This is a genomic window from Paenibacillus marinisediminis, assembly GCF_054343325.1.
This window is the reverse complement of sequence record NZ_JBTGUH010000001.1, coordinates 1,168,902-1,195,578: the sequence shown is the minus strand read 5'-3', so window position 1 is coordinate 1,195,578 and position 26,677 is coordinate 1,168,902. Positions and strand designations below refer to the sequence as shown.

The 26,677-nt window shown below is 49.4% G+C and carries 24 protein-coding genes; 23 read left to right on the top strand and 1 reads right to left on the bottom strand.

The features are described from left to right. Positions 1-385 precede the first annotated feature (385 nt). The gene (locus tag ACXX53_RS05585; RefSeq protein WP_458567585.1) at positions 386-1,063 is read right to left on the bottom strand and encodes a DNA-binding response regulator; all 678 of its coding nucleotides are present in this window, start codon (positions 1,061-1,063) and stop codon (positions 386-388) included. A gap of 451 nt (positions 1,064-1,514) precedes the next feature. Between ACXX53_RS05585 and ACXX53_RS05580 the strand changes: the two genes are divergently transcribed. From ACXX53_RS05580 to ACXX53_RS05470, 23 genes are all read left to right on the top strand, one after another. Beyond that, positions 1,515-2,297, top strand: coding sequence for an HAD-IIA family hydrolase (locus ACXX53_RS05580; protein WP_458567584.1), 783 nt, complete (start codon positions 1,515-1,517; stop codon positions 2,295-2,297). 45 nt (positions 2,298-2,342) lie between these two features. Beyond that, positions 2,343-2,915 (top strand): glycerol-3-phosphate responsive antiterminator, encoded by a 573-nt coding sequence (locus ACXX53_RS05575; protein ID WP_458567583.1) that lies wholly within the window; start codon positions 2,343-2,345, stop codon positions 2,913-2,915. Between the two features lie 158 nt (positions 2,916-3,073). After that, complete coding sequence (locus tag ACXX53_RS05570; protein ID WP_458567582.1) at positions 3,074-4,774, top strand: glycerol-3-phosphate dehydrogenase/oxidase; 1,701 nt, start codon at positions 3,074-3,076, stop codon at positions 4,772-4,774. A gap of 68 nt (positions 4,775-4,842) precedes the next feature. Then, a complete protein-coding gene (locus ACXX53_RS05565) occupies positions 4,843-5,598 on the top strand; it encodes a glycerophosphodiester phosphodiesterase (RefSeq protein ID WP_458567581.1) in 756 nt (251 codons plus the stop codon). Positions 5,599-6,054: 456 nt separating this feature from the next. Then, positions 6,055-7,833, top strand: a complete 1,779-nt coding sequence (locus ACXX53_RS05560) for an ABC transporter ATP-binding protein (protein WP_458567580.1) — start codon at positions 6,055-6,057, stop codon at positions 7,831-7,833. A gap of 26 nt (positions 7,834-7,859) precedes the next feature. Further along, positions 7,860-8,534, top strand: a complete 675-nt coding sequence (locus ACXX53_RS05555) for a response regulator transcription factor (RefSeq protein ID WP_458567579.1) — start codon at positions 7,860-7,862, stop codon at positions 8,532-8,534. After that, positions 8,531-9,628 (top strand): sensor histidine kinase, encoded by a 1,098-nt coding sequence (locus ACXX53_RS05550; protein ID WP_458567578.1) that lies wholly within the window; start codon positions 8,531-8,533, stop codon positions 9,626-9,628. Before ACXX53_RS05555 ends, ACXX53_RS05550 begins: the two co-directional genes overlap by 4 nt. A gap of 102 nt (positions 9,629-9,730) precedes the next feature. Further along, positions 9,731-9,919, top strand: coding sequence for a hypothetical protein (locus ACXX53_RS05545; protein WP_458567577.1), 189 nt, complete (start codon positions 9,731-9,733; stop codon positions 9,917-9,919). Between the two features lie 121 nt (positions 9,920-10,040). Then, positions 10,041-11,087, top strand: coding sequence for a serine hydrolase domain-containing protein (locus ACXX53_RS05540; protein WP_458567576.1), 1,047 nt, complete (start codon positions 10,041-10,043; stop codon positions 11,085-11,087). A 627-nt stretch (positions 11,088-11,714) separates the two neighbouring features. Next, positions 11,715-12,599, top strand: a complete 885-nt coding sequence (locus ACXX53_RS05535) for a helix-turn-helix transcriptional regulator (protein ID WP_458567689.1) — start codon at positions 11,715-11,717, stop codon at positions 12,597-12,599. A 56-nt stretch (positions 12,600-12,655) separates the two neighbouring features. Then, positions 12,656-13,654 (top strand): hypothetical protein, encoded by a 999-nt coding sequence (locus ACXX53_RS05530; RefSeq protein ID WP_458567575.1) that lies wholly within the window; start codon positions 12,656-12,658, stop codon positions 13,652-13,654. A gap of 13 nt (positions 13,655-13,667) precedes the next feature. After that, a complete protein-coding gene (locus ACXX53_RS05525; protein WP_458567574.1) occupies positions 13,668-14,645 on the top strand; it encodes a hypothetical protein in 978 nt (325 codons plus the stop codon). A 32-nt stretch (positions 14,646-14,677) separates the two neighbouring features. Then, on the top strand, positions 14,678-15,424 hold the full coding sequence (locus ACXX53_RS05520; RefSeq protein WP_458567688.1) for an SDR family NAD(P)-dependent oxidoreductase: 747 nt from the start codon (positions 14,678-14,680) through the stop codon (positions 15,422-15,424). Between the two features lie 165 nt (positions 15,425-15,589). Beyond that, on the top strand, positions 15,590-16,594 hold the full coding sequence (locus ACXX53_RS05515) for a LacI family DNA-binding transcriptional regulator (protein ID WP_458567573.1): 1,005 nt from the start codon (positions 15,590-15,592) through the stop codon (positions 16,592-16,594). A gap of 654 nt (positions 16,595-17,248) precedes the next feature. Further along, positions 17,249-18,679, top strand: a complete 1,431-nt coding sequence (locus ACXX53_RS05510; protein ID WP_458567572.1) for an ABC transporter substrate-binding protein — start codon at positions 17,249-17,251, stop codon at positions 18,677-18,679. A gap of 136 nt (positions 18,680-18,815) precedes the next feature. After that, entirely contained in the window at positions 18,816-19,862 is a 1,047-nt protein-coding gene (locus ACXX53_RS05505; RefSeq protein ID WP_458567687.1) for a carbohydrate ABC transporter permease, read from the top strand. Beyond that, positions 19,863-20,951 (top strand): carbohydrate ABC transporter permease, encoded by a 1,089-nt coding sequence (locus tag ACXX53_RS05500; RefSeq protein WP_458567571.1) that lies wholly within the window; start codon positions 19,863-19,865, stop codon positions 20,949-20,951. Positions 20,952-21,308: 357 nt separating this feature from the next. Beyond that, positions 21,309-21,488, top strand: a complete 180-nt coding sequence (locus tag ACXX53_RS05495; protein WP_458567570.1) for a hypothetical protein — start codon at positions 21,309-21,311, stop codon at positions 21,486-21,488. Positions 21,489-21,519: 31 nt separating this feature from the next. Then, positions 21,520-22,386: a carbohydrate ABC transporter permease gene (locus tag ACXX53_RS05490; protein WP_458567569.1), complete on the top strand. Its 867-nt coding sequence runs from the start codon at positions 21,520-21,522 to the stop codon at positions 22,384-22,386. 56 nt (positions 22,387-22,442) lie between these two features. Continuing rightward, a complete protein-coding gene (locus tag ACXX53_RS05485; RefSeq protein ID WP_458567568.1) occupies positions 22,443-23,309 on the top strand; it encodes a carbohydrate ABC transporter permease in 867 nt (288 codons plus the stop codon). A gap of 72 nt (positions 23,310-23,381) precedes the next feature. Continuing rightward, positions 23,382-24,761: an extracellular solute-binding protein gene (locus ACXX53_RS05480; RefSeq protein WP_458567567.1), complete on the top strand. Its 1,380-nt coding sequence runs from the start codon at positions 23,382-23,384 to the stop codon at positions 24,759-24,761. A gap of 93 nt (positions 24,762-24,854) precedes the next feature. Continuing rightward, entirely contained in the window at positions 24,855-25,685 is an 831-nt protein-coding gene (locus ACXX53_RS05475; protein ID WP_458567566.1) for a sugar phosphate isomerase/epimerase family protein, read from the top strand. Between the two features lie 28 nt (positions 25,686-25,713). Then, positions 25,714-26,673, top strand: coding sequence for a Gfo/Idh/MocA family protein (locus ACXX53_RS05470; protein ID WP_458567565.1), 960 nt, complete (start codon positions 25,714-25,716; stop codon positions 26,671-26,673). Positions 26,674-26,677 lie beyond the last annotated feature (4 nt).

Sequence of the window (26,677 nt, the reverse complement as noted above, 5' to 3'; positions counted from 1 at the left end):
CCGAGACGTCGAAAAACGACGTCTCAGCCCCGAAAGTGGCTCAAAAATGAGCTGAGACGTCGAAAACCTGCATCTCGGCCTCCAAAAGGTGCCGTCCAAGCCCCCCCAGCGGTCCGAGACGTCGAAAATCAACGTCTCAGCCCCGGAAGTGGCTCGAAAATGAGCTGAGACGTCGAAAAACTGCATCTCAGCTTTCAAAAGGTGCCATCCAAGCCCCCAAAGCGGTCCGAGACGTCGAAAATCAACGTCTCGGCCCCGAAAGTGGCTCAAAAATGAGCTGAGACGTCGAAAAACTGCATCTCGGCCTCCATCAGGTGTCAAGCGATCCCGCAAAGTGTGCCATCCCAATCTCACCATGCGCCCCCAATCCAGCTGCTACCTCACACTATCCAAACAGCTTCCTCCCATTCACATAGCTGCGATTCACTTGGAACACGCGTACAAGCTTTGTTCCTTCGCCTCCTGGCAGCAGACTGCCCTTATGCAGCATATTGCGCAGGATCAAGTTAGCTTTTCTTGTATGTATCTGCAGCAAGTCGCATACATCCTTTGTATTCAGCTTGCGATCGAGCTGCAGCGCGTATTTTAACACTTCCTGTTCCAAATACTCCTCATAGCTAATAGCAGTATTACTGCCGAAGCTCCATATCCCCATAAATTGCTGCAGCAGTTGTTCGCACATACGTGGTTTTTCATTAATGTCATCGTAGGAGAAGCGCAGGATTCGCCAACCATCCATCGTCAGGTGATTTTGCCGGAGTAGGGAATCTGAGAATTGGGAGCGAGAAAGCTTAGCGCTATGCGGGCCATAACCATCAATCTCAATTGCTAGCTTCAAAGGGAAACGGATATAAGCAAAATCAATGTAACGGCTTCCGTCTTTGAAATCGGATACTTCATATTCGGGATGCAGATGATCAAAGCTTTTGAGTGCTGGAAACCAAACATTTTGCAGAAACAATTTTTCAGCATAACCATGTCCATTCGCCAGACGCTCTCTTCTGTTACCGCTGCTGTCATGTAAATGTCTGCCGTACCATGAATCATATGAATGATCAAACACTTGCTACCCCCACCTTCCATATTAGATATCGCATTGCTTGCAGCAACAACCAATCATCACCGCAATAATTTCCGCCATACATGCAAAAACACCGCCAGCCAGGCACGAGAAACTCGTATCCAAGCGCAGCGGTGTGTGCTTCACAACCCGATTGATTTCTTTCAAGCATAACACACAGAGATTCGGAGATTCAAGAAAGGAACTACAGCTTAGCCCCACAAATCGCATAAGAAATCAACCACCAAAATACAGGTTATATTTGACAATATGGTGAATCGCGCTATAATAAACATAACTTATTCATAGATCCATACACGGTTAGGTGGAGAATTGGAGAACCCTTATCCGAAAGCATACCCCGGCAGCAGCCCCGGGTAATTTTGCTTTGGTGAGGGTTTTTTTGCGTAGTTTTTAGCTGCAAATACAGCGAAGGGCAGGCGTGATACAGGAGATGAGAGGCTATATCTTTGACTTGGATGGTACTGTTTATCTAGGGGAGCGTGTTATAGAAGGAGCGGTTGAGGCTATCGAAGCGTTGCGAGCTCGAGGGGATAAAGTGATGTTCTTATCCAATAAGCCTATCGCAACACGAGTATCCTATGCGCATAAGCTATCTAAGATGGGAATCCCGACAACGGATCGCGATATTATGAATTCCTCCTCACTGGTGGCCAAATATATGAGGCAGATTTCGCAGCCTGGTGATCAGATACTCGTCATTGGAGAAGAGCCGATACGCGATGAGATGCGCAATGAAGGCTTGCAGCTGAGCGATCATGATGTGGATGCGCCTTATGTGGTGCTGTCATGGGATCGTCATTTTACGTATGACAAACTAAATGTTCTATATCAAGCGGTCATTCGCGGCGCGCATGTGATCATCTCGAATCCAGACCGCACTTGCCCGATGGAGAACGGACAAGTGCCGGATACGGGAGCTCTGATCGGAGCGCTGGAAGGTGCACTTGGAGTTCCATTGGATGCCACGATGGCAACTGTTGTCGGCAAACCGTCGGCCATTGCGGCCAAGATGGCGGCAGCCCATCTGCAGCTAGAGTCAGACCAGTGCTATATGGTAGGGGACCGTCTGGAGACAGACATTCTGCTCGCGAACGAGAATGGAATGAACTCTGTGCTTGTGCTGACGGGCATAACTGAGCCAGAAATGGTTGATCTAGCACATATTCAAGCAAAATATGTGATAAATTCCATTGCAGACGTCGTAAATCTGTAAAAATGAGGTACAATGGGCTTGTATCCCACTAAGGAGGAGTGTCCGTTGTATCCAATTGTAGACATGGTTGAACATCAGGTTATCGCTTCTGTCCACTCTGAACAAGAGCTGAAGCTGGCGATTGAGAGCGATGCGAATATCGTATTTTTATTGACAGGTTCTATCTTTAATTTAAAGTCCATGGTAGATCAGGTGAAGCAAGCGGGGAAACACGTGTTTTTACATATGGATTTTATAGAAGGAATAGCGAGTGACCGCAGCGGGGTTGCTTATGTATCGCAGTATTTTAAACCAACAGGTATTCTATCGACTAGAAGCAACCTCATTCGTATAGCGAAGGAAATGAATCTAATGTCGATTCAGCGTATCTTTCTAATTGATAATAACGCGGTGACGAAAGGCATTAAGGCTGTTGAGCAGAGCCTGCCTGATGCAGTGGAGATCATGCCGGGTGTTATGCCGCGCATTATACGTCAATTGACAGATATGACACCGCTGCCTATCATCGCGGGGGGCTTGATCGGCAATCGGCAAGAGATCGACGACGCGCTGGCAGCCGGAGCATTAGCGGTTTCAGTAGGAACGAGCGAGCTATGGGGCTGCTCTTCCAGAGCGTGAATGAACAGTAAGATATCATTAACATCTTCCATTATTGGCTTGAGACCTGGAGACGCCTGGGGAAGAGACTGACGTTAGAATTGCATCGTATCGCGGTGCGGTGGCTATGCGTTTGTCTTTTTACCAGGTTTTTTATATTTATAAGGGGGGCAAACAGCATGCGTTTCTCATCATTAAAGCGTCAGGAACAACTGAAACATATGTCAGAAGAACAGTGGGACTTAGTTGTCATTGGGGGCGGAATTACTGGGGCAGGGATAGCGTTGGATGCTGCCTTGCGCGGGCTGAAGGTTGCGCTGGTAGAGAAGAACGATTTTGGTTCGGGGACGAGCAGCCGTTCGACGAAGCTAGTACATGGCGGTCTGCGGTATTTGAAGCAGGGGGAAGTGAAGCTAGTACAGGAAGTTGGCCGCGAGAGGGCTATTTTGTATAAAAATGCGCCGCATCTGGTTGTGCCGATTCCGATGCTGCTTCCCATATATAAAGGTGGCACTTACGGTTACTTAGCCTCCTCAGTCGGTCTATACGTCTATGATATGCTTGCAGGCGTCGTCCGCAAAGAGCGCCGCAAGATGCTGAATCGAGAGCAGGCGCTGATGCAGGAGCCATTGTTAAAGTCGGACGATCTGAAGGGTGGAGGCTTGTACTTTGAATACCGGACAGATGATGCCCGTTTAACGCTGGACTTGATGAAAACGGCTGTGCAGCATGGGGCGGCGGCTGTTAACTACGCGGAATGCAAGCAGTTCATCTATGAAAATGGAAAAGTTTGCGGGATCGTAGTAGAAGATGTGCTGCATGGCGAGAGCTACAGCATTAGCGGCAAGCATGTGGTAAATGCTGCAGGGCCATGGGTCGATCAAGTTCGCAAACAGGACGGCAGCTTAAAGGGCAAGCGGCTGTTCTTGACCAAGGGCGTGCATCTGGTCGTTCCTGCGGAGCGTCTGCCTATTAAGCAGGCGGCTTACTTTGATACGCCAGATGGCCGTATGGTATTCGTGATACCGCGCGGACAGATTACCTATGTCGGTACAACTGACACTGCGTATGATCAGAGCGTAGATGAGCCGCGTACAACACAGGAGGATCGCGACTATTTGCTGCGGGCGGTAAATGCCATGTTCCCTAGCGTCAAGCTGATGACAGAGGATGTGAAATCGCACTGGGTAGGCTTGCGGCCGCTTATTTACGAGGAAGGCAAGGGTCCTTCCGAACTGTCGCGCAAGGACGAGATCTTCATCTCGGATTCCCAATTGATCACGATCGCAGGCGGCAAATTGACGGGCTATCGCAAGATGGCGGAGAAGGTCGTTAACTTAGTGGCTGATTTGATAAAGAAGGAGTCTGGTTTCATATTTCCACAATGTATTACAGATGAAATCACGGTAAGCGGCGGAGATATAGGAACAGCTTCTACCTATGCTGATTGGAAAGTTGAAATGCTGCAGAGAGGTATCAAGCAAGGCGTAAAGGAAGACGTCATGCAGCATTGGATCGATATATACGGCAGCAACGCGCTGCGGATTGCGGCTATATATATGGAGCTTCCGCGCGGGGATGAAGAGATGCGCGCGCTGCGAGCCGAATTAACCTATTCGATACAAGAGGAGATGACAGCGACTGCAGCTGACTTCCTGCGCCTGCGCACAGGTTGGATGTACTTTAATCCAATGGCGGCTCGGAATCATCGCGATGCAGTGCTGGCCATTATGCGGGACATAATGGGGTGGAATGAAGCAGAATTCGCACGTGAATCGAAGCGGATAGACGGTTTATTCGACGCTCTCATGACCTTGCCGGTTAACGATACTCAGATGAAAGCAGCCGATAATTTTAAAGAGGAAATGGTCATAGCTTGATTAAACTATGGCTTAACCAACTATTAAATAAAGGGCTGTGAAAGCTCTAATAGGAAGGTGTAGATCTCATGACTCAATCTAATCATCAACATTCAGTTCAAGTACCGTTAATCATTGCGCATCGTGGAAGCGCAGGCGAAGCGCCTGAGAACACCCTGGGCTCATTCCGTTTAGCGCTTGAGCAGCATTGCGATGCGATCGAATTGGATATTCAGCTTACGAAGGAAGGAATTCCAGTCGTCATTCACGATGCTACCGTGAATCGGACAACTAACGGCAGGGGAGCAGTTCATGAGATGACGCTTGAACAGATTCAAGCCCTGGATGCAGGCAGTTGGTTTGATTCCAAGTATGCGGGAGAGCGTGTGCCAACATTAGCTGAGGTGTTTGATCTTGTGCCAGCATCGATCATGATCAACGTAGAGATTAAGCAGTTCCACGACGATAGAACGGTGCCGCAGCTCCTGAAGCTGCTCGAAGCATACGACCGTTTCGACTCTGTCGTGGTATCCTCCTTCGATCATAAATGCTTAAAGCGTCTCAAGGAGGCAGACGATCGCGTAAAGATCGGCCTGCTCTATAATGCAAGCTTCGTCGATCATGCTGCGATGGCTGGTCTGGTTGGGGTTCCTGTCTATTCGCTGCACCCGCAAGGAAACCATATCGGACCTGAAGATATTACGGGAGCTCAGCAAGCAGGTCTGAGGGTATATCCGTATACCATAAACCAGGTGGAACATTATAAGCTTGCCATTCACTTTGGTGTGGACGGCATTATTACCGACTATCCTGGCCGTTTATATTCTATGCTTCATGAACAATAGGGATAGGGCAAGGAACACTTATCCTCAGGCAGCTATCCATTGGATATGATGCTGAAGCTGGATAAGGATGCAGTACAGCTGAAGAAATATTGCGATGTAGCAGCAGTTGAGAGGATGTATGTTCTCTGACTGCTGCTTTGTTTATGTTTGGCTGAAGCGGACCGTAGAGACGTTATTTCAGCAAATAAGCGGTGATCTGTGAGTTTAGCGGACACAGGAGACGTTATTGGCATGAAAATGTACAATCTTAGGAGGATTATTCGTAAATAGCGGAACCACGGTCCGTTTGGCTGCTGGAATGGCAGGATTTCAGAGAAATAACGGATTGTGTGTCCGCGGCCATCCATGGTCAGTGGTGGGAAACTGTTTTAGTTTAAATTGAGTTTACATTCATCTTATACTCTGATATCAGCAAGTAGTAAATGATGATGAGATGAAAAGGTAGGTAATATGGATATGGAAAAAGAGAGAGAGACCCCGAAAGGCTCGCTGGGCAATTGGCGGCAATTTGCACGTCTGATCAAGGATACGAAGCCTTCAAAGCTTATGTTGTTCACGGCCGTGCTGCTTAGCGTCAGCTCGACTGTCGTATCGCTGTTTATTCCGATGTTCACGAAGGAACTGGTCGATGGCTTCACAGTATCCGCGCTGGAACCGTTGCAGATCGTAGCATTAGCATTGGCGTTCGTCGTTCAGGCGATCGCCTCCGGTGTCTCGATCTACTTGTTAAGTTTAATTGGGCAGCGGGTGGTCGCTAATTTGCGAGATCGGTTGTGGAAGAAGCTGCTCGTCCTTCCCATATCGTTCTACGATGAGAACAAGACGGGTGAAACGGTCAGTCGAATCACGAATGACACAGGTATCGTGAAGAGCTTCATCACCGAGCATCTCACAAGCTTCTTTAACGGAGTTATTTCCGTCGTCGGATCGTTCATCGTGCTCCTCTACCTAGACTGGCAGATGACATTGATTATGCTGATCGTTATCCCGCTGGCAGCATTCATACTCGTTCCAATCGGCCGGCAGATGTACAAGATCTCGATGCGCTTGCAGGACGAAACGGCGTCATTCACATCGATTCTAAGTCAGGTGCTGTCGGAGATTCGGCTCGTGAAGGCCTCCAACGCGGAGACGAGAGAGTATACGAACGGCAAACAGAGAATAACGAATCTGCTTCGCTTCGGTACGAAGGAAGGGGTTGTGCAAGCGGTCATCTCTCCGATTATGTCGTTGGTCATGATGGCGCTGCTTGTCGTTATTATTGGCTATGGCGGGCTTCGCGTATCAAGCGGCGCATTATCAGCAGGTGATCTAGTTGCCTACATTCTGTATCTGATCCAGATCGTGATGCCGATGAGCATGCTGACGATGTTCTTCACACAGCTGCAGAAGGCGATTGGTGCGACGGAGCAAATCAGTACGATTCTGAAAGGTGAAGAAGAGGATCTGCAGCACGGTAAGCCGGTAACTTCGGCATTAGCGAATCAGTCGCTATCGGTTGAACAGGTGTCATTTGCTTATAACGAGGAAGAGTCGATTCTGCAAGACATCAGCTTCACTATACATCCGGGTACAGTCACCGCTATCGTTGGCCCAAGCGGTAGCGGAAAGACTACCTTGTTCTCGTTGTTCGAACGATTCTATCAGCCTACTTCTGGTATAATTAAGCTAGGTAATGATTCGATTAACGAGTTTACACTGCACTCCTGGCGTTCCCAGATCGGATATGTCTCGCAGGAGAGTCCGCTCATCGACGGTACGATTCGCGACAATATCTGCTACGGCATGAACTGCGAGGTGACACAAGAGGAGTTGGAGCGGGCGGCGGAGATGGCGTACGCAAACACCTTTATCTCTGAGATGCCGGAAGGCTACGAGACAGAGGTCGGAGAGCGCGGTGTGAAGCTGTCAGGCGGACAGCGTCAACGGATCGCGATCGCTCGCGCCCTGCTGCGCAACCCGCATATTCTGATGCTTGACGAAGCGACCTCCAGCTTAGACAGCAAGTCTGAGGTTGTTGTACAGGAGGCGCTTGATAATCTGATGCAGGGACGGACTACGCTCGTCATCGCACACCGCTTATCGACTGTTGTCGATGCGGATCAGATCGTATTTATTGACAAGGGCAAACTGACGGGAATAGGAACGCATGAGACATTGCTTGAGAATCACGAGATGTATCGAGAATTTGCAGTGCAGCAGCTGCGCATTCAGGAGCAGCTGGGCTCTTCATAGATGAACCGAAAGGCGGTATCGGCTGTATGATCACCATATTAATCGTTGATGACGATCCCCATATACGCGAGCTGGTTAGCATGTTCCTGAAGAAGGAAGGCTTCCGAACGATAGAAGCAGCGGACGGACAAGAAGCGCTAGAGATCATGGAAACGGACAAAGCTGACATGGTCGTACTCGATATTATGATGCCTAATATGGATGGATGGGAGTTATGCCAAGAGCTGCGCTCGCAGTATGATATCCCGCTGCTGATGCTTACCGCCAAGGGTGAAACTTCGCAGAAGGTCAAGGGATTCAACTTGGGTACGGATGATTACTTGGTGAAGCCGTTTGACCCCTTGGAACTGATCGTACGGGTGAAGGCGCTGCTCAAGCGATACCGCATCACGATATCCCAGATGCTCCAGTTCGGCGCTGTTACCATGAATCGTCAAACGTATGAAGTGACGTATGGAGCGGAGAAGCTCACGCTTCCGCTGAAGGAGTTTGAGCTGCTGTTTAAGCTCGGAGGGGTTCCGGGGAGAACATTTTCAAGAGAACATTTAATAGAAGATATATGGGGAATCGACTTCGAGGGGAATGAGCGGACACTGGATGTGCACATCAATCGTCTGCGAGAACGATTCGCGGAGGAACACTGCTTCTTTCGCATTAAGACGATTCGTGGACTCGGATATCGGCTAGAGGTGACGGAATGAGTCTATCTAAGCTGTGGGAGAGAATCCGAATCGCTTTCAGTATACTGGTCGCGTTCGGCAGTGTGCTGCTTGCTCTAGCGGTTGCTTATTGGGTGACCCCCTATGTGCTTGGCCTATTGGACTGGAATGTTACAGGCTTCTGGGCTTATATCTTGAATGGCGCTATGGCATTGATAATGTTGTGCATTATACTTGCCATTATGATCCCTAGGGCTCTCAATAAGCAGAACGCATTCTCGCAATCGATTATCGATGCGCTGAAGCGAATATCGAAGGGGGACTTCGAGGTTAACATCAAGACGTCGAAGGACTTTGAAGGGGAATTCGGCACTATTATCGAGAGCATTCATGAGATGGCTGGAGAATTGGGGCAGATGGAGAAGATGCGCCAAGAGTTTATCTCTAATGTCTCGCATGAGATCCAATCTCCGCTCACCTCAATTCGAGGATTTGCTCAGGCCTTAAGAAGCGGTGAGCAGTTAAGCGCCGAGGAACGCGACCATTACTTGCAGATCATCGAGACTGAGACGATGCGCTTATCCAAGCTGAGCGACAATTTATTGAAGTTGACGGCGCTGGAGTCTGAACAGCAGACATTGGAGATCACAACGTACCGTCTGGATCAACAACTGCGCAATCTAGTGCTGGCATGTGAGCCGCAGTGGTCTCAGAAGCAGCTGGACATGGAACTGGATCTAGAGAAGCTGACAATCGCAGCAGACGAAGAGATGTTAAGCCAGGTGTGGATGAATCTCATTCATAATGCGATAAAGTTTACGCCGGATCGAGGCTCGATTCACATCGTGATGCAGGGGCGTCAGGATCAGATTGAGGTTCGGATTAAGGATACGGGCATCGGTATCGATGAGGAGCATATCCCGCATATATTTGAGCGATTCTTCAAGTCGGATACGTCACGGAATAGGGCTAAGGGAGGGAACGGACTCGGTCTGTCGATCGTTCATAAGATAATTGAGCTTCATCATGGTACGATACAAGTTAGCAGCAAGCGGGGTTCAGGAACATTATTTATCATTAAAATACCTGCAGATGTGGTAAAGGCAGTGGAAAATGTGCAAACAGCAGTTAATTAATTCGATCTTATTGGAGGTGCGACACTATATGTCACACCTCTTTCTATATAATGGAATAGCAGTACAGAAGCCTTAACTTATATAGAAATGAGGTCGTCACATATGGCTAAATCCAAACGAGGACGTGCGCTCTGGCGTATGCCTTCCCGTTCGCGCGGGACTTGTCCGATCTGCAGCAGCACTCGCATCAAATTGCTGTATCCGATGAAGACAACTGCGGGTCAATCCGTTACTGTATGCAAGAAGTGCTCCAAAGCAGCTCAGCATAGAGTAGATGCTGCTGTAGTGTAATGGAAGGCAGCACCATAGCGTTATGAAATACCTGTATCGGTTAACCGGTGCAGGTATTTTTCATTCATGTGCGAATATAGAAGATGCCACGCATTTATACAGATGAAAAGGAGCCGCGCATATGGAGCTAAAGAGCAGTGAAATAACCGAACTTATGGAGCGCTATAACACAATGGGGTTAAGTATTGCCTTAATCAATGACGGTAAGCTAAGCCACGTTGATAGCTTCGGTTTACTTGAAGCGGGAACAGAACATCCCGTTGGCAACGACACGATGTTCAATGCGTGTTCCATAAGCAAGCTCGCCACTGCTGTATTATCATTGCGATTAGTTGAGCGAGGAATTCTGGAACTGGATCAGGATGTAAATGATCGGCTGCTTTCCTGGAAGATTCCTGCTAGTAAGTATACTCAACATAAAAAGGTGACCCTGCGAACACTGTTGAGTCATCAATCAGGTGTGATAGATCCAGAGCGAAGCTTTCATGAATATCGCGCTTCTCATGGTATCCCTTCTATTCCTGATCTGCTAGAAGGCAGAACTTCCTACTGTACAGCGCCAATTGAAGTTAAGTATGAGCCCGGAAGCGAGTTCCAATATTCAGATGCAGGCTTCTGTATCCTTGAACAGCTAATAGAAGATGTTACGGGAAGACCATTTAAGCAATTGATGGACGAGCTTGTGCTAGAGCCCTTACATATGAAGAACAGCACGCTTCATCATGCGCTTCTGTTAGAGGGAAGCCTTAACACTGCTAGCGGACATCATAAGGATGGGAGAGCGGCAGATGGAGGATATCCTCTATACCCATTTCTCGCAGCCGCAGGTCTCTGGTCAACCGCTGCAGATCTGGCCAAGTTAGCAGTTGAGCTTATGGACTCCTTGCAAGGTCGTAGCAAGCTGGGTCTTTCTCCCGCCTTGATCCAAGAAATGACAACTCCGCAAGGATGTGCACCATGGACGGGACTTGGCATCTTTCTTGATCGTTCTGATCAGCAGCTAGAGTTTACTTCGCTTGGTTGGGGAGTCGGGTATCAATGCATGTTGATCGCTTACCCGTACATAGGTAATGGGGCTGTCATCATGACGAATTCGGACTTAGGGGTTCATCAGAATAAGGGAATCATCGGAGAAATAGTGAGGTTACTAGATCTACAGAAGCATTAGATAGGACTGCGATATAGGGATTGAGTGGAGAGGGGGCTGTCCCCAAAGTAGATTTTTTTCTACCTGGATAGCCCCTTGTTTTTTCGACTCGCCGATGCTGTTGTGGCGTCTGGGACGTCATTTTTCAGCGCCTCAGTCCTCACATGAGCTGGGAGCGGACACACGAGCCTCTATTTGCAGTAAATACCACTGATTCGCCGTACTAACGGACCGTAGAGCCGTTATTTTACCTGAATGAGCCGTTTAGTGCTAGTTTTGAAGCAAATAGCGTCATCTGTGTCCGTAAGCCCTCAAAAAATACCCCGAAATCATGAAATAGCGGCCCCTGTGTCCGTTCAAGCGCGAGTCATACAACCTTGCTGTCACCGTATGTGCTATCGGATATAAAGACCGTTGTTCCAGTCTCATCGACTAGGTGTGCGGGTTCTTATTGGTGTAGAAACAAAGAAGGGTTGTCCCAAAAGACATGAGAAAATGACTTTTGGGACAGCCCCTTTTTATTCTGAATAGTGGTATTTTTTAGTTATAATTTTATTATGTCTTGTACTTATTTCGAGTTAAATGTTGTAATAAATAGTACATCGTACAAACTCAAAGTGTAGAGAGGAGCCATGAGGTTTGAGCAATATGCATCGCATTCAATGGTTTGATCAGCAGATCCGAATCGGCAAATATCCGAATAGCAATCATCTTGCGGAACGCTTCGAGATATCGAAGCGCCAGGCTCAGCGTGATATCGAGTACTTGGAAATGTCCTTGCATGCTCCTCTCCAATATGTCGCGAAGAAGCGAGGATACTGTTACACCGATAAGACCTTTATCCTGCCTCATCTTTATATGACAGAAGAAGAGAGGCAGGTGCTGAAGTTTCTAGCATTTCGCTATCGACAGTACCATGATGATAATGCCGCGGTTGTGAATCGAGTTTCTCATCTATTAGATCGTTTTACCGGTGAGCTAGAGGAAGAGTCCTCGCTTCGTCTTCCGTGGTTCGAGATGGACTCACGGCTTATTCAGAACATACAGCTGTTAACCTATGCTGTTCAAGAGAAGCTGGCGATTCATCTCATATACAATGAATTTGAACAGGAGAGCTCGCTGCGACTGTTGCCGTTGAAGCTGGAATCCAACTACAATGCCGACTATCTCGTTGCCTATTGTGAACACGAGCGTAAGCAGCGAAGCTTGCGCCTTGATCGCATACAGCATGTCACCGTGACGGAGGATCAATTCGACCATTCGGCACATGAGGCACAGCAGCAGGAACGAAGGCTGATCCGCAGACCGTTTATCGCAAGAGTGCTGCTGTCGAAGCAGCTTCACGGAACGACATGGAAGGGTTATGCGGCGCGTGAGCTGCAGCCGTTTGAGTATGAGGTGGAGTTCTACGACGAAGAAGCTTTTCTGCAGCATTTGATGACGGCAGAGTGGGTAGAGCTTCAATCTCCTCAGTGGCTAAGGCAGAGGTTGAAAAATAGATGCCAGCAGTTGATATCTCGACTTGGCGGATAAATGGCATCGTGGGCCAAGATTTATGGCGTACACTTTAATGGCAGGGGGGAACAAGCATGGCTGGTGTTTATCTGGATAATATCGTAATGACGCGAGAATCGAAGTCGTTTATTGATAGCTTGCATGCCATCTTAACAGCCGCGAATTTATTCAGCGGTCCGAAGTATATGCTCTCAGGACTGAGCGGAATGGCGTTCAAATTTACGGTGCATGAACGGCTTCTCCCGATGTCTGTTACCGCATACGGACAGTGGGGGGTGGAGCATCAGCCTGCTATCGACAATCTAGGAATCTATACGCTATGGGATGGAGGACGTTCACGTCATCCTACGTTTCGCGTTTATCAGCAAGATGCGGTTAGGGCTGTTACCGCAAGCTTGGATCGAGGCATCGGCGTGCTGTACTGGATTCCTGAATTCGGGGTCATATGCGGGTATGATGATGAGGATCGAGTCCTCTTCGTGCAAAATGGCATTTCAAAGGACAGCCAGGTCATTCTATATGATAATTTCGGCTTGAATAAGACCCCTTTCTGGTATGTTCAGCTGATGGGCGATAAGGTGACGGTATCGCTGGAGGAGATGACGCTGGAAGCGCTGCGCCTGGCTATTCAGGATTGGGAAGTGCCCCATAAGACTTTGCCGAACACGGACATTGCGTCCGGTCGAATGGCTTATTCCTTTCTGAAGCGAGCTCTGGACAAGGGCGATTACGATGAGTATGGGGCTGTTTACATTTTAGAATCGTATCAAGTATCGAGATCTGAAATTATGTGTTTTCTACGCGATGTACGCCATGTGCTTCCAAGCTTAGATGATGCTTGTGCACGATACGAGCAGTTGGTTGAGAGAATAGCCGATATGAGCGAATGTATGGCGACGTCACGGGGCAAACGCCAAGTCAATCGAGCTTCGATTCCTGCCTTGGTGGAGATGCTAACAGCAGCAGAGGCGTTGGAGGAGCAGGCGGTCGACCATTTTAAGGAGATATCCAGGTCTTATCCAGACTTGAAACGGAGTATCGTGCCTAGATGGGGCTCACATTCGCCGAGGTGAGAGGAGGAATCTTATGAGTGCTGTGATTCTATCGGACTTGCATATGAAGAAAGGCTCGACCGCGTACATAGATGCGATGCATGCCATCTTGTATCGGAAGGGCTGGATCAGCTGCACCAAGTCCATGCTGGCGGGAATGACGGTTTCAGGCTTCCGCTTTACTGTGGATCGTACGTTATCAGCAGACTCCGTGCACGCTTATAATTGGATAGCCGAGAATTTCCTTGCAGCGGACTTTATTGGAATTATCTCTTCGCAGCAGGCGGGATTCTCCTTTCAGCCTACATTTCCTCTATATCAGAAAGAGGCCATTGTTGATCTGAAGCGGGCAATCGACAGCGGAACGGGCGCTGTGATATGGAAGGACGGCTTCGCGATTGCCGTTGGTTATGACGATGCGGAGCAGAGGTTGTATTATTCCGATGGGAGCGAGGCGGGGCTGTGCAGCATGTCTTATAACTCGTTCGGACGCAATGTGTCGCCATACTGGTACTATCAAGTGTTCGACGATCGGATCGAGATGGATGAGATCGAGATCTATCGAGAATCCTTGATTCAGGCCATATATAAATGGGAAACCCATGACCTGATGCTCCCTGCCGCAGAGTATGCATGTGGAAGAGCCGCTTATGATGCGATCCTGCAGGCTTTAGAGACGGAAGAGTACGACAGAACCGGTATCGTTGAAGTGATCCATTACTATGCTGAAGCCAAACGGGATATCAGGTTGTACATGTCAGCCTTGCAGCGGATCTGGCCGCAGATGAGTGCTGTCATTCCGCATTATGCTGATGCGGCCCGTTGCGTTGACTCTATTGCAGCGCTGCTTGAGCAGCTTCCTGCTGGTCATCGAATAGATTCTGCGCTTCGAGTCGAATTGATTGCTCTATTGGTCGAGGCCCGGGAAGCGGAGGAACTGGCTGTCCAATGGCTGAAATCGTGGATGCGCGAAAAGGTGAATAACCGCTATCAGGATATCGGGTTGAGATGATCTTGCCGTTACATAGAAGGAGATGATGAATGATGGCCTGGAAAGAGAAGAAGGTGCTCATTACCGGGGCAGGGGGCGGCATTGGAAGAACGCTCGCGGTTACATATGCCCAACACGGGGCAGAGGTTATTGTTATTGATAAGGATCAGGCAGGCTTGCAGGAGACTTCCGATCTGATTCGGAACCGTGGGGGCTCTGTGGAAAGCTATGTCGTTGATCTGAGCAAGGCGGCGGAGATTGAGCAGTTGTTCCGCATACTCGATGAGCGGAATGATCGTCTGGACGTGCTGATTAATAATGCCGGGCTTGGCATTACGAAATCGCCGTATGAGCTCACAGTAGAGGATTGGGATTATGTGCTTGGCACGAATCTGCGCGGCACGTTTCTGTGTTCTCGTTTGGCGGCAGGGATCATGAAGCGCCATGGCGGAGGAGCGATTGTGAATATCGCTTCGACTCGTGCGCTGATGTCGGAACCGAACTCGGAAGCCTATGCGGCATCCAAGGGCGGCATCTTGTCGCTGACTCACGCGCTGGCTGCCTCCTTGGGAGAGGACGGCATTACCGTAAATGCGATAAGCCCAGGCTGGATCGAGACGGGCAACTATGCCGACCTTCGCGCTATCGATCATACGCAGCATCCGTCACAGCGAGTAGGGAAGCCAGAGGATATCGCACGCGCGTGTATGTATCTGACAAATGCGGATAATGATTTCGTCACGGGTATTAATCTTGTGGTAGACGGCGGTATGACGCGGAAAATGATCTATGTTGAGTAGGCGCTTGTCGTAAACCTATTCGATGAGCCCTGTATAAAGGCGCTGGACGATATACAAATTTCCCCCTTGAAAATTAGGGTTAGTGCCTATAATATACATTGTAAGGGGTTTCTGGAAAGGTTTTCAAGCTGTTCTCATGTTCGACGGAAAGAAGGCTGCTTGCTCATGAAATCAACCATCCGAGATGTGGCCCAATACGCCAACGTTTCCATTAGCACTGTTTCTCGTGTGATGAACGCACCGGAAACCGTTGTGGAAGAGAAGAGAGTACGCGTAATGGAGGCTATTCAAGCACTTCAGTACCAGCCTAACGCTTTTGCTCGCGGATTAATTTTTAAGAAGTCCAATACGTTTGGGGTGATGATCCCGGATCTTGAGAATCCCTATTATTCCGGCCTCATTCGCGGTATGCAGGATGCGGCTGTTGAACTCAATCACAGCTTAATTTTCTGTAACACGGATCGAGACCGGGATCAGCTTCACTCTTATATTCAATATTTTGTTGAGAAGCAGGTAGATGGTGTCATTTATACGAGTGAGCCCTTATATCCTGAATATTACGAGCATATGAAGAGGTATAACCTGCCGTTCGTGCTGGCTTCGACCAACTCGGCTGAATACGACATTCCATCGGTTGATATTAATGAGGAGCTGGCGGGGTATGAAGCGGTGCAGCATCTGATTGCTGGCGGTCACAGACAGATCGGTATGGTCGGTTTTCCGTTAACGGAGTCGGTGTCTGGGGTACCGAGATATGAAGGATTTATGCGCGCTCTTCAGGAAAATGGACTTGGAGACTGTACGAAATGCGTAGAATTTGCGGAACTCCGATATGAGAAAGCGTATGAAGCGACGGGCAGATTAATTAGCAGATATCCTGAGCTGACTGCCATATTTGCTATATCTGACGTATTTGCGATGGGCGTTATATCGTATTTGCATGATCATGGGATCAAGGTGCCTGAACAGATCTCGGTTATTGGCTTCGATAATATTCGTATGGCGAATATGTTTATCCCGAAACTATCCACGATTGCTCAGCCGATATACGACATCGGGTTCAGAGCTGTGCAGAAGCTTCATGAATTAATATCGGCAGGTCAAGTTGCGATACTCCGAGAGAAGCTTCCTCATGAGCTGATTATAAGAGATTCATCGCGAGCGAAGTAGCGGATACAACGACAATTTGAAAAGCTTTTCACAATGATCGCGCTTGCCACGCCTGCACAGATTGCCAGGATCACCTCGACTGCAGCTGCAACCGCGACTATCAAAAGTATTACGAACACCACAACCTCAGCGACAACAGTTGCAATCACAGCAACTGCAGCGACCACCACAACATCTGTAGTTTCTTCTACAATATCCACAACCACTGTTATACCCGCACATGTTCAAAAATAAGATCAGCATGCGACGGCAGAACATTCCGGAAACCCTTTGAGAGGGGGGATGCGTGTCATCATAAGTCCCAGCATCGTCCACAAGAGCTTAATGATTTGGCTCAGCTACTAGCTATTGTTGAGTATTCAGCACCGTCTGGTGGTGGATAGGCAGAATAATTCGCTGAGAAGGATACAGCAGCCGCTATTTTAAGATTTTGTAGCTTAACTTGAGTTTAGCGGACTCAGATGACGCTATTTAATTCAAAACTAGCAATAATCTGTTGATTTTGTTTAAATAACGGCTCCACGGTCCGCGAACGTAGCGAATGAGAGGTTTTAGCAGCAAATAACGGCTTGTGTGTCCGCTCCCAATCATGCAGGGGGGATTATCGTATCCAATGATTTAAGTGATTACACAAACTTGAAAGGGTTGAGGTCTATGAAGTTTTCGAGCCGAAAACAGACGCTGTTATCGCTGATTTTTATTGTCGTCTTCACGATGATGCTAAGTGCGTGCGGTGGAGGTACAACGGAGACAGCCCCGCCTGCCGAGAAGCCAGCTGAGAATAAACCTGCTCCTCCTACTGAAACGAAGACAGAGCCGAAGAAAGAAGATGTGAAGAAGCAGGAAGAGGGCAGCTACCTGCAGCGTGCCCTGAACGGGGAGTTCAAAGGCAAGAAAGTAACGATGTTCGGCCCATTTGTAGACGAAGATGAAGCGAAGTTTAACAACAGCATCAAGGAGTTTGAAGAGAAATCGGGCATCGATATCGCCTATGAAGGCTCCAAGGAGTTCGAAGCTGCGATATCCGTTCGCGTAAACGGCGGCAACGCGCCGGACATTGCCGACTTCCCGCAGCCAGGTCTGCTGGCAGACTTCGTGAAGGCTGGCAAGGTTGTTGATGTGAAGTCATTCTTATCCGAAGACTATCTGAAGAAGCAGTACAATCAGAGCTGGCTGGATATGGCCTCGATGACCAGTAAGGACGGCTCGAAGATACAGGCCGGCATATGGTCGCGCAGCAGCGTCAAAAGCTTAGTCTGGTATAACAAGAAGGCGTTCACGGAAGCGGGCTACCAGATTCCACAGACGTGGGATGAATTGCTGGCATTGTGCGAGCAGATTGCGAAGGACGGAGACCCGGCTTGGACGATCGGTATCGAGAGCGGCGCAGCGACAGGCTGGCCGGCTACGGACTGGATCGAAGACATTATGCTTCGTACAACGACGCCTGAGAATTACGACAAATGGGTAGCGGGAGAGCTTCCATTTACAGATGAGATTGTCAAGAATGCCGTTAAGAAGATGTCGGAAATCTGGTTCAATGAGAGCTATGTATACGGAGGGCGCAAGTCAGTTGCGACAACGTCGTTCCAAGATGCACCGAAGCAGTTGTTCACGAATCCGCCGAAGGCATGGCTGCACCGTCAAGCAAGCTTCATCACATCGAGCTTCCCGAAAGAAGCGACTCCGGATACGTATGACTGGTTCCCGCTGCCTCCGATCGATCCGCAGTACGGATTGCCAGCATTGATCGCGGGTGATATCTACGCTATGCATAATGACCGTGATGAAGTGCGTGCCGTTATGGAATTCTTCACGACGGGCGAATCGATCAAGACCTGGGTTCAATCCACCGGCGTTATCGCGCCGATGAATGATGCGGATATGTCCTGGTATACCAATGATCAGGAGCGCCGTATGGCGGAGTTCCTGAAGTCAGCTAAGACCATTCGCTTTGATGGCTCGGATCTGATGCCTGGTGCAGTTGGAGCAGGCACGTTCTGGAAAGGCATGACCGACTACGTCAGCGGCACAGCTAATCTGGATCAAGCGATGGAAGAGATTCAAGCCGGCTGGAAGAAATAGCAGCACTCCGTAACGAATGAGGGACTATTCATGTCATAGATAGTCCCTCCTTTCGCATTGAAGCTGGTCTATACCTATAGACCTATAGGGAGGGATAGCCGTGCATGTTCGGACGCATAAGGGAAATACGCTTCGCTTGTTATTGCTATCTGTGTTGATCCCGATCCTCAATATCGGGCTGCACGGGCTCATATTCGTATTTTTCCGTGAATCGAGTCTTCATCCTATCGTTAACGCCCTGCTTGCAGTCCTTTGGGGAGCGTTCGGCATCTACTTCATCTATTATTCATTCAACTGGGTAGTTGAGCAGTATTCCGATGTATGGAAGCGCAGAATACTACCTTATGTGTTTATCGGACCAGCTGTCATTCTGCTAGGCTGGCTGCTGGTCATGCCTACCTTGCGCACGCTCTACTTGAGCTTCCTCAATGCCGACTCCACCCAATTCATCGGGCTGGCGAACTATGCCGCTGTCTTTACCGAGCGGCTGCTCATCACCGCGCTTCGTAATAACCTGCTATGGGTGTTTATCGGGACATTGGCCTGTGTCAGCTTAGGCTTGCTGATTGCCATATTAGCGGATCGCAGCAGCTTCGAGCGTCTTGCCAAAGCCATCATCTTTATGCCGATGGCGATATCCTTTGTCGCGGCAGGGGTCATATGGAAGTTCGTCTATTATTACCAACCGGAGCAGGAGCAGATCGGCCTGCTGAATGCTATCGTTGTCGCGTTCGGCGGTGAGCCTCAAGCATGGATCAGCATGCTTCAGCCGTGGAACAACCTATTTCTGATCGCGATATTAATCTGGATGCAGACCGGATTCGGGATGGTCATCTTCTCTGCGGCGATCAAGGGAATTCCAGATGACATATTAGAGGCGGCGCGCATGGATGGCGCGAGCGAGATCGGAATCTTCTTCCGCATCATGATTCCATACATATCCGGTACCGTGCTGGCGGTTACGACGACTATCGTCGTATTTACGTTGAAGATATTCGACGTCGTCATGGTGATGACGGGAGGCCAGTACGATACAGAAGTAGTCGCCACACAATTCTACAGGCAATTGTTTATGTACCAGAACACGGGTTACGGCTCAACGCTTGCCATCGTGCTGCTGATAGCGGTGGTTCCGGTTATCTTCATTAACTTGCGACAATTCCGCAAGCAGGGAGGGATCTAGATGCGAAGAAGAGGACTCCGTAAATCCAAATGGCTCGTGAACACAGTCCTTGGCTTCATATGTGTCATCTGGCTCGTCCCTACGATCGGGTTGTTAGTTTCATCCTTTCGGCCTGCTGCGGATATTCTGCAATCAGGCTGGTGGAATATACTGCCGCACAGAGGCTGGGGAACGACTGAGCAGCTCACCCTGCCGAAGGAAACCGATCTTCGGCAGCCTATTGAAGTTCGCGGGACTACTTATACCGACGACCAGCTCCGGGCCGGCGTCGAGCAGAACGGCCAGCGTCTCATATGGGAGAACCGCCGCGCGCGCCTCTTGAATGTTCAGGAGAAAGAATGGACTATGATGACGGAATTCACACTGCAGAATTACCAAACGGTACTTGGCGGCAAATCCTATGAGATCGCACAGCCGGACGGTACGACGAAGACGGAGAAGGGCAGCGGAATGACGCGTTCCATCTGGAATACGGTGGCCGTAACGGTTCCTTCTACCATCATTCCGATATTCATCGCATCGTTCGCGGCGTATGCCTTCGCATGGCTTCGCTTTCCCGGACGCAAGGTGTTCTTCGTCGTCATCGTCGCGCTGCTGGTCGTGCCGCTGCAGGTGGCGCTGATCCCGATCATGCGCGATTATTCAACGCTTGGATTGAATGGCACGTACTTTGGCATCTGGTTAGCGCATGCGGCGTTCGGCTTGCCGCTGATCACCTATTTTATGTATAACGCGATCAGCCAGCTGCCTAGGGATATATTCGAATCTGCATTTATGGACGGAGCTTCTAACTTTACAATTTTCAGCAGACTGATTCTGCCATTGTCTATACCTGCGATAGCTTCCATCAGCATCTTTCAATTCTTATGGGTATGGAATGACTATCTAGTCTCATTGATCTTTTTAGGCAGCCAGCCGGAGGTGCAGGTATTGTCGATGCAGATCGCCAGCTTGGTCGGGTCGCGCGGGAATGACTGGCATCTGCTGACCGCGGCTGCATTCATATCGATGCTGATGCCGTTGACTGTTTTCTTTGCACTGCAGAAATATTTCGTCCGCGGTCTGCTTGGCGGCTCCGTGAAAGGATAAGCATGATGGGCGGCCGCAATATGTGAATACACAGTACCCGTGGCAGGTAGAAAATGTTGTACATTCTACAACAATAAGAACTCCAAAACAGCCGATCCCATAAGATTGTTGTACAAAATACAACATTTCTTTGTTTTTGATCAGCTGAAATAGATAATGTTGCACTTTGTACAACAATTCGCCGAATAAACAGCATTTGCAGCTCGAGTCCGGAATGGTAGGTGATCGTGACGGATCGCGCAGCAGACTAGCACATCCATATTTGGGCTGACCTCGCCCCAAAAAAGCCACTGGAATCAGCTTCTCCAGCGGTTTTTTTGTGCTGCGCTCCCACTCGTTTGAGATCCGAACCATTCGTTGAACATTTGGACATATTCCACTCCGATGCACAATAAAGATGTACAAGAAGGCATTCATCTTCGTGTTCATGTGGGTCGATTCTATTTCGATGTGAAGTATTTAGTATGGAAGGAGGAGGATATGCTTGCCATCATCCCTGAATATGCAAGCGAAATCAATTGTAAACGCTTCACCTAAGAGAAAACGCAGGTTTACACACAATGACTGGATGGGCTATCTCTTTAGTGCGCCATTAATCATCGGTGTGCTTGCATTCGCGATCTATCCCATGTTTGCGGCGTTGTACATGAGCTTTCAACAGACTACGGGACTTAGCGTATCTGGCAAGTGGGTTGGGTTGGATAACTATATCTATGCGCTGGAGGACCCTATATTCTGGCAGGCTCTGGGCAACACATTTATGATGGGCGTACTATCAGTCCTATTCGGGATAGGCCTATCGTTTATACTAGCAAGTCTTATCAACAGCTTGAAATGGAATTTCGGCAAAAATTTCTTTAAAGCCGTGTACTTTTTGCCTAATGTCGTCTCAGCAGTTGCGACTACTCTACTGTTCTCGTTCTTATTCTATCCTTCGAAGGAAGGGCTGCTTAACTTCTTCATCACTTCGATCGGCCTGGATCCGATCGGCTGGTTCACGAACCCGGACTTGTCCAGATTCAGCATCGTGCTAATGAGCTTGTGGGGGGCGCTTGGGTACAACACGATCATATTTCTAGCTGGCTTGCAGAGTGTGCCGCGAGATTTGTATGAGGCGGCGGAAGTGGACGGTGCAGGCACTTATCGCAAATGGCTCTATATCACCATCCCGTACTTGCGGCCGATATTCGTCTTCATGCTTATCATGGGCACGATCGGCGGCATGAAGCGGTTCACGGATGTATGGCTTATCGGCGGGACGGCAGGCAATCCCGGCGGAAGTCTGATGACAGTGGTGCTGTATATATATCGTAACGCATTTCTTGCGAGCCAGATGGGCCTGGCGACTGCAGTATCCTATCTGCTGTTCATTATAATCTTGGTCCTGACGGCAGCGCTTATGTTCCTCAATCGACGCAAAGACAGCCTTGACTAAGATACGGGCTTGATCGGAGCATAATTGCCACAATATGCAACGTTAGGAGGGAAACTATGGAGCATGCCGCTATTCTCCAAGCACCTGCCCGCAAGCGAATGTCGCTCAACCAGTGGATCCTTACGATTGTCCTATTCTTGGGCTCCTTTATTATGATCGTGCCTTTTCTGTGGATGCTGATCACGAGCTTCGACTGGGGAGCGCGATTAAACATAACGTTTCCGCCTAGGCTCTGGCCGGAGGAGCCTTCTCTTAGACCCTATCAGGCAGCATTCACGAATATTAAGATGATGCGCTATATCGGCAATTCCACGATCGTGAGCGCAGGGGTGATCGTCATCAGCGCTCTATCCGCCTTGCTCTCTGGATATGCGCTCTCCAAGCTACGCTTCAAAGGCTCCAACCTCGTGCTGCTGCTCGCGTTAAGCACCATGATGATTCCATTTGAAATGACGATGATTCCGCAGTACGTCCTGTTCAGCAAGCTTGGACTTGTAGACAACTACTTGTCCTTCTATCTTCCAGCGCTTAACTATGCATTTGGAACGTTTCTAGCTAAAGCTTTCTTCGATCAACTGCCTACCAGCTTGCGCGAGGCGGCACTATTGGATGGAGCTAAGGAAATAACTGTGTTCAGCCGAGTTTATCTTCCGCTATGTACGCCGATTATCGCGACCATGATCATTCTCCTGTTTCTTGGAGTATGGAACGACATGCTATGGCCGCTGCTTATACTGAAGTCCTCCGCCAAGTACACGATCCAGATTGGATTAGGGATGTTCACTTACAACAACGGTATTAACCAGCAGCCCGCCATCATCATGGCCGCAACGGCGACGAGTCTAATACCGGTATTAGTCGTCTATCTGTTCTTACAGCGCTATATCATCGAGAGCATCGCGCTGTCTGGTATTAAGCAATAGGCAGCAGGAAATGCACATTCCGTCATTTTTGATTCAAGCATTTCATTCCATATTTTAAGGGGGAGAACTCACATGAAGAAGGCACTTCTACTGATTTTAAGCTTCGTGCTCGTGTTCAGCTTAGCCGCATGCTCGGATGGATCTGGATCAGACGTTACGGGCGGGAGCGACATTAAGAAAGTGTCGGATATGCAAGGAACTGTTCGAGTTGCATTGGCTGGTTGGCAGTTGGATAACGGACTCAATGCCCAAACAGGCAACACGACGATTGGTCTTAACGAATACCTGGATAAGACGTTCAAGATTATGTACCCGAATATTAAGCTTGAAGTGTACCAGATTCCTTGGGAGAACGTGAAGGCAAAGCAGTCCACCATGTTGATGTCGGGTGACGTGGATGTCCTTTATACGGGCGGTGCGTTCGCTTCCCAGTGGTACCAAGAAGGGCTGCTGCGCGATCTGGATGACTTGATGGCTGAAGATAAGTCATTTGATAAGAGCATATATCTAGAAGGAATCATGAACAATTCCTACAGTACGAAGTCACCGGATGGCACCAAGCAGTTTGGTATACCGGTTGCTCTCGGGCGTCGGATGACGATTTACGATAAGAAGTTATTCGAGGATTGGGGCGTACCTGCGCTATCAGAGAAGCCAACACCTGATGAGATCCTGCAGGCTGCCAAGAAGATGACAGGCAAGAATCCGAAGACAGGCGAAGACAACTACGGTCTGTGGTGGAGCGGCAATTCATTGAACGCTTCAACGTTCGTCGCGCTCACCTTGGCATATGGTGCAAAAGGCGCTGAAGGAACCTTGACGGATGCAAAAAGCATCAAGTGGCATCTGAATACGCCAGAGATGGTTAAGGTTATGGAGTGGTTGAAGGAAGCTGCCAAGCTGCCGCCTGCAGCTTTCGTAAATGCTCAAGGTGCGGAGAACTTTGGCCTGCAGAAGAATACGATCGCGATTGCTCTTGACTCGTCAGGCGGTGCTACGATGAGTGAATATCGTTCGAATAAGGATAAGGATCTGTTGGATCGATTTGTGCCGGCGCTGAATATGGGGCCGAAGGGTGAAGGCTGGGTTGCGGTGGATCCATTTATTATGGCGAAAAATGTGAAAGATGCAAAAGCTGCGTGGGAAGTGATAAAATTCCTGACCAGCCCGATGACCCAGAAGTATATGTATGACAACTTTGCACAAACGCCTACTTTAAAGAATGCTGATTTCGTCGACGCCAACGACAAGTTTGTGAAGAAGGCTCTGGACATTGCGAATGTCGGCCACTCGGAGCTGATGGATGAGGCTAATCCATTCTTCATGAGCGATATTGCACCTGCTGTTAATGGATTCATCAGTAAAGCAGCATCTGGCAATGCGCCTGATATCAAGCAGTTCCTGGATGAGCTGCAAGCGCGCGCTGAGAAATGGTCGGCTAACCTGAAGTAAGTCGGTGCGGGCGAAGTCTTCAGAGACTTTGCCCTTCATCTTGCATAACAGAGGTTATCGATATCTAATTCGCTGCTGATGAGGGGGAGAAGGATGAGGAAGGGAATCAATCAATGGTGCTTTCCTGCGGGCACTTCGATGGGGAAGGTTCTGCGTGTGAGCGCGGATGCGGGATTTGAGACAGTAGAGCTGAATCTATACGCGCCTGGAGGCGTCGGCTTGACGATGGACACGACACCTGCTGAAGCGAAAGCCATAAACAAGCTGGTGCGGAGCTATGGCTTATCGATTAGCAGCTTGTCTACAGAGATGCTGGGCCGCTATCCCCTCAGTTCTCCGGATGCCGAAGTAAGGGCAATGGCGGTTAGCTCCATACGGAAGCAGATTGAGTTGGCATCCCAGCTTGAGGTGGATACCATCCTGGTCGTTCCAGGTCGGATAGGCGCTGATATGACATACGAGCAGGTGTGGGAGCGTTCGCGTGCCGAGCTGGAGCCGCTGATCGAGGAATTGGAAGCAACAGGCGTGCATATGGCAATTGAGAACGTCTGGAACAAGTTTATGTGGAGCCCGCTGGAAATGGCGCGCTATATCGATGAATTCAACTCTCCAAGTGTCGGAGCCTACTTCGATGTCGGCAATACGCTGCTGTTTGGATTGCCGGAGCAGTGGATTCGCACGCTAGGCTCTCGAATACTTAAGGTTCACGTGAAGGACTTCCGTACGGGAGTGGGCAATTATCATGGATTTGTGCCGCTGCTTGCGGGTGATGTGAATTGGATTGAAGTGCGCCGCGCCTTGAAAGACATCGGTTATAGCGATAGCTTGACAGCCGAGCTGGATGCGTACGCAAGCTTCCCGGACCAGCTCGTCTATGACACAGCCCGTCATCTTGATGTCATTATCGGCAGTGACCCCTATTAACGATAGATCAATTAGAGGAGGCGTCTAAATGGTACGAGTAGGAGTAGTTGGTGCAGGCGGTATAGCAGCCGAGCACTTTATACATATTGCCGCGAATGAGCAGGCGGAGCTTGTCGCGGTATGCGATATCGCGGCGCAGCAAGCAGAAGCTGCAGCTCAACAATACGGGGCGGCTGCATACACCAACGTGAACGAGATGCTGAACCGTGAGCGGCTGGATGCGCTGTTCGTGTGCGTTCCTCCATTTGCGCATGGCGATATGGAGGAGCAGGCTGCTCGCCGCGGCATTCATCTCCTCGTGGAGAAGCCGCTTGGATTAAACATGGACATCGTGCGGCGCAAAGCGGCAGTACTGAAGGAAGCCGGTATTATGGTCAGCACGGGATATTGCTTGCGGTACATGGAAGCAGTACAGCGCGCGAAGCAATATCTCGAGGACAAGGAGATCGCGATGGTGCGGGCTTATCGGTTTGGCGGTATGCCTTCAGTGCCTTGGTGGATCGACCATGAGAAGTCAGGCGGGCAGCTGGTAGAGCAGACGACGCACAATGTCGATCTCATGCTCTATCTAGCAGGCGCTGTTCGCAAGGTGTCCGCTGATATGGCGCTGTTAATGAACCGCGATGTCCCTGGCATCACAACGCCTGATGCGGCGTCGGTTAACCTTGTGTTTCAATCCGGGGCGCTCGGTCATATCGATACGGGCTTCCTCCCGCAGCCGGATGGCCGTTCATCGCTAGAGATTATCGGCCGAGACTTCCGCTTGACGCTCGAAGGAATGTCATTAACGATAAAGGAGCCGAACCGCACGACGACACTGAGCGGGGGCGGCAATTTCTATCAGCAGCAGGATGATGCCTTTATTCGCGCGGTTGATACGGGAGATCGCAGTCTTATCCTGGCTCCGTATGAAGATGCGATGAGAACGTTGGAAGTGACTTTGGCCGCGAACGAATCCGCCAAGTCCGGTCAGTCGATTACCATATAGTAAT

Coding starts and splice junctions, on each gene's coding strand:
- ACXX53_RS05580 (WP_458567584.1), top strand. CDS start 1,515: ATGAGAGGCTATATCTTTGACTTGGATGGTACTGTTTATCTAGGGGAG.
- ACXX53_RS05570 (WP_458567582.1), top strand. CDS start 3,074: ATGCGTTTCTCATCATTAAAGCGTCAGGAACAACTGAAACATATGTCA.
- ACXX53_RS05565 (WP_458567581.1), top strand. CDS start 4,843: ATGACTCAATCTAATCATCAACATTCAGTTCAAGTACCGTTAATCATT.
- ACXX53_RS05560 (WP_458567580.1), top strand. CDS start 6,055: ATGGAAAAAGAGAGAGAGACCCCGAAAGGCTCGCTGGGCAATTGGCGG.
- ACXX53_RS05555 (WP_458567579.1), top strand. CDS start 7,860: ATGATCACCATATTAATCGTTGATGACGATCCCCATATACGCGAGCTG.
- ACXX53_RS05550 (WP_458567578.1), top strand. CDS start 8,531: ATGAGTCTATCTAAGCTGTGGGAGAGAATCCGAATCGCTTTCAGTATA.
- ACXX53_RS05545 (WP_458567577.1), top strand. CDS start 9,731: ATGGCTAAATCCAAACGAGGACGTGCGCTCTGGCGTATGCCTTCCCGT.
- ACXX53_RS05540 (WP_458567576.1), top strand. CDS start 10,041: ATGGAGCTAAAGAGCAGTGAAATAACCGAACTTATGGAGCGCTATAAC.
- ACXX53_RS05535 (WP_458567689.1), top strand. CDS start 11,715: ATGCATCGCATTCAATGGTTTGATCAGCAGATCCGAATCGGCAAATAT.
- ACXX53_RS05530 (WP_458567575.1), top strand. CDS start 12,656: ATGGCTGGTGTTTATCTGGATAATATCGTAATGACGCGAGAATCGAAG.
- ACXX53_RS05525 (WP_458567574.1), top strand. CDS start 13,668: ATGAGTGCTGTGATTCTATCGGACTTGCATATGAAGAAAGGCTCGACC.
- ACXX53_RS05520 (WP_458567688.1), top strand. CDS start 14,678: ATGGCCTGGAAAGAGAAGAAGGTGCTCATTACCGGGGCAGGGGGCGGC.
- ACXX53_RS05515 (WP_458567573.1), top strand. CDS start 15,590: ATGAAATCAACCATCCGAGATGTGGCCCAATACGCCAACGTTTCCATT.
- ACXX53_RS05510 (WP_458567572.1), top strand. CDS start 17,249: ATGAAGTTTTCGAGCCGAAAACAGACGCTGTTATCGCTGATTTTTATT.
- ACXX53_RS05500 (WP_458567571.1), top strand. CDS start 19,863: ATGCGAAGAAGAGGACTCCGTAAATCCAAATGGCTCGTGAACACAGTC.
- ACXX53_RS05490 (WP_458567569.1), top strand. CDS start 21,520: ATGGGCTATCTCTTTAGTGCGCCATTAATCATCGGTGTGCTTGCATTC.
- ACXX53_RS05485 (WP_458567568.1), top strand. CDS start 22,443: ATGGAGCATGCCGCTATTCTCCAAGCACCTGCCCGCAAGCGAATGTCG.
- ACXX53_RS05480 (WP_458567567.1), top strand. CDS start 23,382: ATGAAGAAGGCACTTCTACTGATTTTAAGCTTCGTGCTCGTGTTCAGC.
- ACXX53_RS05475 (WP_458567566.1), top strand. CDS start 24,855: ATGAGGAAGGGAATCAATCAATGGTGCTTTCCTGCGGGCACTTCGATG.
- ACXX53_RS05470 (WP_458567565.1), top strand. CDS start 25,714: ATGGTACGAGTAGGAGTAGTTGGTGCAGGCGGTATAGCAGCCGAGCAC.